The organism is Streptomyces sp. NPDC002130 (assembly GCF_040296465.1).
Lineage (GTDB): Bacteria > Actinomycetota > Actinomycetes > Streptomycetales > Streptomycetaceae > Streptomyces.
Window position 1 is genome coordinate 32,917 of the sequence record NZ_JBEOXI010000049.1, and the last position, 8,794, is coordinate 41,710.

Annotated in this window: 9 protein-coding genes; 4 read left to right on the forward strand and 5 right to left on the reverse strand. The window is 69.8% G+C overall.

From position 1 onward, the window contains the following. Positions 1–25 precede the first annotated feature (25 nt). Positions 26–451, reverse strand: a complete 426-nt coding sequence (locus ABT116_RS12330; protein WP_351631471.1) for a MarR family winged helix-turn-helix transcriptional regulator — start codon at positions 449–451, stop codon at positions 26–28. Positions 452–650: 199 nt separating this feature from the next. Here ABT116_RS12330 and ABT116_RS12335 point away from each other — a divergent pair, with 199 nt between their 5' ends. From ABT116_RS12335 to ABT116_RS12350, 4 genes are read left to right on the forward strand one after another with little or no spacing between them, the layout of a single operon-like run. After that, positions 651–1,568, forward strand: a complete 918-nt coding sequence (locus tag ABT116_RS12335) for an SDR family oxidoreductase (protein WP_351631458.1) — start codon at positions 651–653, stop codon at positions 1,566–1,568. Positions 1,569–1,579: 11 nt separating this feature from the next. Beyond that, positions 1,580–2,455 (forward strand): amidohydrolase family protein, encoded by an 876-nt coding sequence (locus ABT116_RS12340; RefSeq protein ID WP_351631473.1) that lies wholly within the window; start codon positions 1,580–1,582, stop codon positions 2,453–2,455. 10 nt (positions 2,456–2,465) lie between these two features. Further along, positions 2,466–3,968: an acyl-CoA synthetase gene (locus tag ABT116_RS12345; protein ID WP_351631461.1), complete on the forward strand. Its 1,503-nt coding sequence runs from the start codon at positions 2,466–2,468 to the stop codon at positions 3,966–3,968. An 8-nt stretch (positions 3,969–3,976) separates the two neighbouring features. Next, entirely contained in the window at positions 3,977–4,432 is a 456-nt protein-coding gene (locus ABT116_RS12350) for a MaoC family dehydratase (RefSeq protein ID WP_306931912.1), read from the forward strand. Here ABT116_RS12350 and ABT116_RS12355 read toward each other — a convergent pair. The 4 genes from ABT116_RS12355 to ABT116_RS12375 all read right to left on the reverse strand — a co-directional run. After that, a complete protein-coding gene (locus tag ABT116_RS12355; RefSeq protein ID WP_351631463.1) occupies positions 4,423–5,250 on the reverse strand; it encodes a PaaX family transcriptional regulator in 828 nt (275 codons plus the stop codon). The genes ABT116_RS12350 and ABT116_RS12355 overlap by 10 nt on opposite strands. Before the next feature lie 52 nt (positions 5,251–5,302). Next, a complete protein-coding gene (locus tag ABT116_RS12360) occupies positions 5,303–6,985 on the reverse strand; it encodes a PHP domain-containing protein (RefSeq protein ID WP_351631465.1) in 1,683 nt (560 codons plus the stop codon). Between the two features lie 20 nt (positions 6,986–7,005). Further along, positions 7,006–8,364: an ABC transporter permease gene (locus ABT116_RS12365; protein ID WP_502983859.1), complete on the reverse strand. Its 1,359-nt coding sequence runs from the start codon at positions 8,362–8,364 to the stop codon at positions 7,006–7,008. Continuing rightward, positions 8,361–8,794, reverse strand: a 434-nt coding sequence (locus ABT116_RS12375) for an ATP-binding protein DrrA1-3 family domain-containing protein (protein WP_351631467.1), incomplete at its 5' end; no start/stop codon positions are given. The genes ABT116_RS12375 and ABT116_RS12365, both read right to left, overlap by 4 nt.

The following is an 8,794-nucleotide window of genomic DNA, read 5'->3' on the forward strand; positions in this document are numbered from 1 at the left end:
GCAGCCGTCAATCATTTGCACAACATCAGTTCAGGCCGTCCTCCGCGATCCGCAGCAGCAGCGCGTGCAGCGTCTCCCGCTCGGCCGGGTCCAGCGGGCCGAGCAGTTCACCGGTCACGCGCAGGCCGTCCTCGTCGGTGTCGCGGAGGAAGTCGCGGCCGCTCTCGGACAGGACGACGATGCGGCTGCGGCGGTCGTCGGGGGAGGGGCGGCGCTCGGCCAGGCCCAGTTTCTCCAGGTCGTCGACCAGGCCGACGATCGCGCTCGGGTCGTAGCCGAGCCGCGTGCTCAGTTCGCGCTGCAGGGCGCCGTCGGTGGTGGCGAGGAAGCGCAGCACCGCGTAGTGGCGCAGGCGCAGACCGGACTCCTGGAGGCAGGCGTTGAAGAGCTGCCCCGAGCGCAGGCCCAGGCGGTACAGCAGGTAGCCGGTGTCGGCGTGCAGTCCGCGCATCCATGGCTCATGGGCGTCGATGGGCTTCGGGGTGACGTTCTGGCGTGCGATGGCGGGCTCCCTGTGCTCGGTGCGTGGTGAGAATTCCAGCATCCCGCACCCGAGGGTCATCAACAACTATTGACGTCAACAATTATTGCTCTTAGCTTCGATCTCGCAGCCCGCACCACCCGCATCAGCTCGTGAAGGGACCCCACCCGTGCCCAGCATCGATCTCTCCGGCAAGGTCGCCGTCGTCACCGGCAGCGGCCGCGGCCTCGGCCTCGCCTATGCCCACGCCCTGGCCGCCCACGGCGCGGCCGTGGTCGTCAACGACGTCGACGAGGCGGTGGCCGAGGCGGCCGTGAAGTCCATCGCGGAAGCGGGCGGCAAGGCCGTCGCCGAAGTCGTCCCGGTCGGCACCTCCGAGGCCGCCGAGCGGCTGGTGAACCGCGCGGTCGAGGAGTTCGGCCGCCTCGACGTCCTCGTCACCAACGCGGGCATCCTGCGCGACAAGGTGCTGTGGAAGATGACCGACGAGGACTTCGACGCGGTGATCACCACCCACCTCAAGGGCACCTTCACCTGCGCCCGCGCCGCCGCCGTGCGGATGCGCGAGCAGGGCGAGGGCGGCTCGCTGATCCTGGTCGGCTCCCCGGCCGGGCAGCGCGGCAACTTCGGCCAGACCAACTACGCCGCCGCCAAGGCCGGCATCGCCGCCTTCGCCCGCACCTGGGCCATGGAACTGGGCCGCGCGAACATCACCGTCAACGCGATCGTGCCGGTCGCCGCCACCGCGATGACCGAGACCATCCCCGCCTTCGCCCCGTACATCGAGGCCATGAAGAGCGGCGAGCCGCTGCCGGACTTCCTGCGCAAGGGCGAGGGCTTCGGCACCCCCGAGGACTGCGCCGCCCTGGTCCCCTTCCTGGCTTCGGAGGCCGCCCGGGGCATCACCGGCCAGGCCATCGGCATCGGCGGCGACAAGGTGGCACTCTGGTCCCATCCGCAGGAGATCAAGGCGGCGTACGCCGACGGCGGCTGGACCCCCGGCACGCTGGCCGACGCCTGGCCCACCTCGGTCGGTGCCGAGCTCCAGTCGGTCGGCATCCCGGCGCCGAAGTTCCCGGAGGCGTGATGGACCGCTCGATGAACGTCGACGACCTGGTCGCGATCGACGTCCACACCCACGCCGAAGTGTCCTCCAAGGGCCACTCCTCCCTGGACGACGACCTGCACGACGCCTCCTCCGCCTACTTCAAGGTCGAGGGCAAGCGGAAGCCGACACTGGAGGAGACCGCCGCGTACTACCGCGAGCGGAACATGGCCGCCGTCATCTTCACCGTGGACGCCGAGTCCGCGACCGGCACCCCGCCCGTCCCGAACGAGGAGGTCGCCGAGGCGGCCGCCGCCAACGCCGACGTCCTCATCCCCTTCGCCTCCATCGACCCCTTCCGGGGCAGGGCGGGCGTCAGACAGGCCCGGCGGCTGGTGGAGGAGTACGGGGTGAAGGGCTTCAAGTTCCACCCCAGCATCCAGGGCTTCTTCCCCAACGACCGGGCGGTGGCGTACGACCTGTACGAGGTGATCGAGGAGACCGGCGCGATCGCCCTCTTCCACACCGGCCAGACGGGCATCGGCGCCGGGGTCCCCGGCGGGGGCGGCATCCGGCTGAAGTACTCCAACCCCCTGCACGTGGACGACGTGGCGGCCGACTTCCCGCACCTGAAGATCATCCTGGCGCACCCGTCCTTCCCCTGGCAGGACGAGGCCCTCGCCGTCGCCACCCACAAGCCGGGCGTGCACATCGACCTGTCCGGCTGGTCGCCGAAGTACTTCCCGCCGCAGCTCGTGCAGTACGCGAACACCCTGCTCAAGGACAAGGTGCTCTTCGGCTCCGACTTCCCCGTCCTCACCCCCGACCGCTGGCTCGCCGACTTCTACAAGCTGACGATCAAGGACGAGGTCCGGCCGAAGATCCTCAAGGAGAACGCCGCCCGCCTGCTCGGGCTGACGACACCGTAAGGGGCGTGACATGCGCAACGAGGGACTGGGGTCGTGGCCCGCACGCCGGGCCCGCAAGACCCCGCACCGCACCGCCCTGATCCACGGCGAAACGTCCGCCGACTACGCCACGCTGTACGACCGCACCACCCGTCTGGCCCATGCCCTGCGCGCCCGGGGCGTGCGGCGCGGCGACCGCATCGCCTACCTCGGCCCGAACCATCCCTCCTACCTGGAGACCCTGTTCGCGGCCGGCACGCTCGGCGCGGTCTTCGTCCCGCTCAACATCCGCCTCGCCGGACCGGAGATCGCCTACCAGCTCGCCGACTCCGGAGCCCGGGCCCTCGTCTACGGCCCGTCCTACGCCGGTCTCGTCGCGGGCCTGCCGGGCAGCACGGACGTACGCCTCTACCTGGAGGTGGGCGACGAGTACGAGGCGGCCGTCGCGGAGGCGTCCGAGGAGCCGGTCGACGAACCGGTCGGCGCCGACGACACCTGCATCATCATGTACACCTCGGGGACGACCGGCCGCCCCAAGGGCGCCATGCTCACCCACGGCAACCTGACCTGGAACGCGGTCAACGTCCTCGTCGACACCGACCTGATCGCCGACGAACGCGCCCTGGTCTCCGCCCCGCTGTTCCATACGGCGGGCCTGAACATGCTGACGCTGCCGGTCCTGCTGAAGGGCGGCACCTGCGTCCTGGTCGACGCCTTCGACCCCGACGCCACCTTCGACCTCATCGAACGGCACCGGATCACCTTCATGTTCGGCGTGCCCACGATGTTCGACCAGGTGGCCCGCCACCCGCGCTGGCCCGAGGCGGACCTGTCCTCGCTCCGCATCCTCACCTGCGGCGGTTCCCCGGTCCCCACCCCGCTGATCGCCGCCTACCAGGAGCGGGGCCTGACCTTCCTCCAGGGCTACGGCATGACCGAGGCCGCCCCCGGCACGCTGTTCCTGGACGCCGAACACGCCGTGAGCAAGGCGGGATCGGCGGGTGTGCCGCACTTCTTCAGCGACGTCCGCGTCGTCCGGCCGGACCTCGCACCGGCCGGCGTCGGCGAGGTGGGTGAGGTCGTGGTGCGCGGCCCGCACGTCATGCCCGGCTACTGGGGGCTGCCCGAGGAGACGGCCGCCTCCTTCGCGGACGGCTGGTTCCGCAGCGGCGACGCGGCACACGTCGACGAGGACGGCTACGTCCACATCGTCGACCGCATCAAAGACATGATCATCTCGGGCGGCGAGAACGTCTACCCCGCCGAGATCGAGGACCAGCTCCTCGCCCATCCGGACATCGCCGAGTGCGCGGTGATCGGGGTGCCGGACGACAAGTGGGGCGAGGTGCCGCGCGCGGTCGTCGTGCCCCGCGAGGGCGCCTCCCTCGACCCCGACGAGGTGCTCGCGTCGCTCGCGGGCCGCCTCGCCAAGTACAAGATCCCGAAATCGGTGGTCCTCGCGGACGAACTCCCGCGCACCGCCTCCGGAAAACTCCTCAAGTCCCGTGTCCGTACGCGCTACGGCCAGAGTTAAGGATCCGCATGAGCATCACCGTCAACGGTCTCGACGAACTCAAGAAGCTCGCCGGCAGTGACCTCGGCACCAGCGAGTGGATCGAGGTGACGCAGGAGCGCATCGACACCTTCGCCGACGCCACGGGCGACCACCAGTGGATCCATGTGGACCCCGAGCGTGCCAAGGACGGCCCCTTCGGCGCTCCCATCGCGCACGGCTACCTCACCCTCTCCCTCTTCATTCCCCTGTTCACCGAGCTGCTGGACGTCCAGGGAGTGACGACGAAGGTCAACTACGGCCTCAACAAGGTGCGTTTCCCCTCGCCGGTCAAGGTCGGTTCCCGCATCCGCCTGACGGCGAAGCTCGCCGAGGTCGAGGAGGTGCCGGGCGGCGTGCAGATCACCGTCGAGGGCGCCATCGAGATCGAGGGCGGCACCAAGCCCGCGGCGGTGCTGCAGAGCCTGTCGCGGTTCTACGCCTGAGGCCGCGCCGGCACCAGGTCCAGAAGGCGTTCCGAGGCGTCGCGGACGAGCGGTGAGAGCCGTTCGTGCACGGTCCGGAACGTCTTCTCGGCCTGTTCGGCCGGCCAGTCGTCCGGCAGGTGCCCGACGGGCAGCCGTGGGTCGCGCCGGACGATCTGCAACCACTCCGTCTGGAGCCGCAGCCGCAGCACGAGGGCGTCGTCGGCGTCCGGCAGGTCGTCCTCCCACGGCTGCCAGCGCCGTACGAACCCCGCGTAGCGCCCGGCCAGGTCGGACAGTTCCCACGTCTCCTCGATCATCTGGCCGATGTCCGTGCCGGTGTCCGCGTGCGCCCGGAAGACCTTCACGTGGGCGGACAGGCCGAGCTCGGCCACCAGGGCCGACACGTCGACCTCGCCGGGAGCGATCCACAGGCCGTTGAAGAGTGGACCGAAGCCGCTCCACGTCAGCCGGGAGCGCAGGTCGTGCCGCTGGCGCTGCCAGGACTCCGGCAGGGAGAAGCCGAGCAGCGTCCAGGTGCCGTCCCACCGGCGGTTGACGGCACCCGTCCGCCAGATCCGCTGCTCACCGTCGCGCAGCACCGCCTCCGAGCGCTCGGTCAGCCCGAAGTACATCCGGCGGCCCTCGCGCTGCCGGCGCAGCAGGTCACGGCCCGCCATGCGGCTCAGCGTGGAGCGCGTCGCCTGCTCGCCGATCCCGGCCCGGGCGAACACGTCGATGACGCTTCCCGAGTACACGCACACGTCACGGCCGAGCACCTGGTCGCCCAGGAACGTCAGCATCAGGGACTGGGGCCGCAGCGACTCTTCACCGGTCACGCGGCCCACCGTACCTCCGCTCCATCCGTCGGTGACCTGCTGGTACGCCGGGTCAGGAGCCTTCGACGTCCACGAACACCGGGTTCGAGTAGAACCAGGTGTCCGCCCACGGATCACCGTCCCCGGGCGGGTGCGGGACGGGCCCGTGCGGGTCGACCGAGGCGCCGAGGTAGCCGGCGCCGTTGCGGTTGCCGTCGCTGCCGCGCAGCCGGACGTAGAAGGACTCCTCGCCGGCGGTCAGCGGGATGCGCAGGGTGTAGGTGCCCTTGCGGCCGGAGACGTCCTCGGTCCGGACGACCCGCGTGTCCGGGGCCTTCCAGGCGTCGCGGTCGGTGACCGGCCCGCGCACCGCGCCTCGGATGACGTCCACATGCGCCAACTCGGGCAGGATCCCCTGCGGGTTGGGCCGGGACGCGGTCGTCACCGTGACGTTCAGGGTGAGCCTCTCGCCCTTGCAGACCCGCAGCCGGCCGCCGAGCGTCACGCCCCGGCCCCGGTCGCGGTCCCGGGACAGGCGGACGTCGAGCCCGTCGAGCAGATGCCCGTGGTCCAGCCAGACCCGGCCCGCGCGCAATCCCGACATGACCGCGCGGTAGCCGTAGCGGGTCACGCCCACGTGCGTACGGCTGAACTGGCCGGGCCAGAAGTCACTGCCCGGCTGCGGGGTGCCGGTGTTCACCGGGTCGGGCAGCCTGCCGGTGTTGTCGAAGGTCTGCCCGGGCTGCCAGTCGCCGTTCTTCCAGGTGTCGAAGACGATCCGGTGGGCGTCGGAGTTGGTGGTGACCGAGAACAGCCGGCCCTCGGCGAGCAGCGAGTCCCACAGACCGCCGACGGTCGCGGTCGCCCAGTCGAAGCCGCCGTAGGTGAGGTAGGCCTCCGCGGGGTAGCCGGGCCAGGACTGCGCGGACGGTTTGTTCTCGTACTCGCCGCGGATCGACGTGGCACCCCGCCAGCCGGGGATGGCCGCGCCCTGGGCGCCGGGCGCGCCCTCCATGCCGATCACGATCCCGGGCGCCGCGTCCCGCCAGTTGCGCATCTCGTGCGGGGAGTCGATACCGAGCCGCATGGGATGGTTGGCGAGCACCAGCACGTCGTCGACGTAGCCCGAACGGCGTTGTTCCGCGAGCCACTTGAGGCCCTTGAGGGCATGCGCCTCGTTGCGGGCGGTGTCCGCGTCGGCGGGGCCGCCCTTGTCGTAGGCGAGGAGCTTGCCGTCGTAAGCACTCTCGAAGCGGGTCAGTACGTCGACCTCGTGCGGGCCGGGCGCGGTGAACACCGTGCAGTGCTCGGCGGCCGGGATGTACCACTCCAGGCCCTGGAAGATCAGCTGACGGGGGTTCTCAGACCGTGCCTTCAGGATCTCCCGGTGCTCCATCGCGGCCCCGAAGTCGGCGTGCCCGAAGTTGGAGTGCTCGGTGAACACCATCCAGTCCAGGCCGTACCGAGCGCCCTTCGCGGCCAGCTGGGAGAAGGTGTACTTGGCGTCGTGGCTGTAGACGGAGTGGATGTGATGGTCGCCGACGAGGTAGGCGAGGCGGGGGTCCTCACCGCCCAGCGGCCCGCCGTCACCGGCGGCGAAGGCCTGGGCCCGGCCGGTCGCCGCCGAGCCGAGGGCGAACGCGGCGCCGAACAGGCCCGCGCGGCGCAGCAGCGCGCGGCGGGACACGCCCTGCGGGTCGAGGGCGGCGGGGGAGACGGACGGATCGGCCCAGTCGGGCAGCTGCTGCTCGGTCATGATCGGGGCCCTTCGGGATCTCAGTGGTTCATGAAGGAGGTGACGGGCAGCGCCCGGGCGACGATCCGCACGTCGCCGAGCCGGCCGTGCAGGATCTGGTCGATCTTCCCGCCGTACTCGTAGCCGCCCAGCAGCCACGGGAGACCGACGGAGGTGATGCCGACGGAGGAAGCCTTGGGGTTGCGCAGCACCGGGCAGCCCTCGACGTACAGCGTGGTGTGCCTGCCGTCGTTGACGACCGCGAGGTGCCACCAGGTCTCCAGCGGCGTCTCCTGGCCCCAGTTGGTGGCGATGCCCTGCTGGTTGAGCGGGCGCATCGCCCATTGCGGCTCACGGTCGTTGGACAGCGACAGCGTGGCCAGCGGCTCGTCCGGGTCGTCGGCACTCTTCCCGGCGGCGCCGCCCGTGCCCGTGCGGGAGACCAGACTCGACCAGGCGTTGTGGTCCGGGTCCCAGTCGGCGGGCAGGCGGTAGAACGCCTCGATGGTGTAACCGTCCCCGAAGGTGGCCTTGTTCAGCGGGGCGCCGTCGGCCGTGCGCAGGTAGGCGCCCTTCAGCGGGGACTTGAACCCCTGGAACTCCAGGCTGCCGTGGCCCGGCTGGTCGGGGTGGTGGTCGGGCGACCAGCCCAATGTGCCGCCGCCCACCGTGACGAGGGAGAGGTCGTTGCCCCGCCCGGACAGGTCACGGACCGTGCCGTCCACCGGCTTCTCGAAGCGCCAGTACGCCACGGTGCCGGGGACGAGCACCTGTGAGGCGGGCCGGGCCGGCCGGGCGGGCACGGGCGCGAAACCGGAGAAGCGCTCCTCGAAGTCGATCTCGACGGAGAACCGGTCGGCGTCCCCGCTCAGCTCGATCTCCTGCCGTTCCAGCTCGTTGAGCCCCTTCGCGGCCCGGCCCAGGATCCATGGCGAGAGCGTCTCCACGTCGATGACCCCCCGGTCCAGGTCGAACCGGTAGAGACGGATCATCGCCGCGCCGCCGAGCCACCCCACCAGAAGACCGGTCAACGACATGACCACCAAGCTGATGACGTTGATCAACACGTCACTCGACGTTCGGCCGGTGAGCACGGCAGACGGAGCCATGGGCAGCGATCGAAATCTGTCGATGATTCCTTTCTGGATGTCTTCGACCATCCCCAGACCAGTCCAGGTTGCACCGAATATGACTGTCTGCGTGAAGATTCCGGCAATCAGGAATTCTCGATACGACGTGCCCGGGACAGAGATCGCGCTGCCGAACACGTAGGCGAACAAGAGCACGAACATGATCGGCGACAACGTGGTGAACACCAGCAGATCCGGAACGCGCTTGATCTTGATCAAGTTTCGCCTGGCGATGGTCAAACCGTCTTCGAGCGCCATCTGCACGGTCATTTCTGATCCTCCAGTTCAGCCTGGTGCCCGGTCAGTGTGAGGAAGACATCGTCGAGGGTGGGTCTGCGAAGTCCGACGTCGAACACGCGGATGCCTCGTACCGACAGAAGATTGAGCGCCGCAACCAAGGCATCGGTGCCGTCGTCGACAGGAACAGTGACGCGACGGACATTCTCTTGAACCTGAATGTCCCCCACGGCAAGCGAGCGCAATTCCTCTCGCACGATGTCGAGATGTTCGACCTCGTGCACGCTCAGTTCGATGCGCTCACCCCCGACCCGCGCCTTCAACTGATCTGCGGTACCGCGCGCGATGACCGAGCCGCGGTCGATGACCGCGATCTGGTCGGCCAGCCTCTCTGCTTCTTCCATGTATTGCGTCGTGAGCAACAGTGTTGTCCCCTGCGCCACCAACCCTTCGATGACATCCC